The 266-nt window shown below is 52.3% G+C and carries 1 protein-coding gene; it reads right to left on the bottom strand.

Going from position 1 to position 266, the window contains the following annotated elements:
• On the bottom strand, nt 1-266 hold a 266-nt coding region (locus LK536_RS58760), incomplete at both ends, for a hypothetical protein (RefSeq protein ID WP_506092329.1).

Raw genomic sequence — 266 nt, 5'->3', positions numbered from 1 at the left:
GGCAGTCCACGTCGATATCTGATACCATGAGCGCCACCGTAATCCCCCACTTCCTGAGCTCCTCCAGCTTATCCACCACACGCTTATCGTTCAGGGGTATGATGGCCAGTGCATGGATTCCTTCATCCTCCAGCTCGTCTATCATCCGTAGCTGGCTGTCCGCATCATAGCCTTCCCCATATCTGGCCATGATTTCCACGCCGTAATCCGCAATCTTTGTATTGGCAGCCTGGATTCCTGCTAAAAGCTCTTCAATAAAAGCAGGC

It is taken from the genome of Clostridium pacaense, from assembly GCF_020709765.2.
Classification (GTDB): Bacteria; Bacillota; Clostridia; order Lachnospirales; family Lachnospiraceae; genus Enterocloster; species Enterocloster hominis.
The sequence above is the reverse complement of the archived record's forward strand: the minus strand, read 5'-3'. Positions and strand labels throughout refer to the sequence as shown.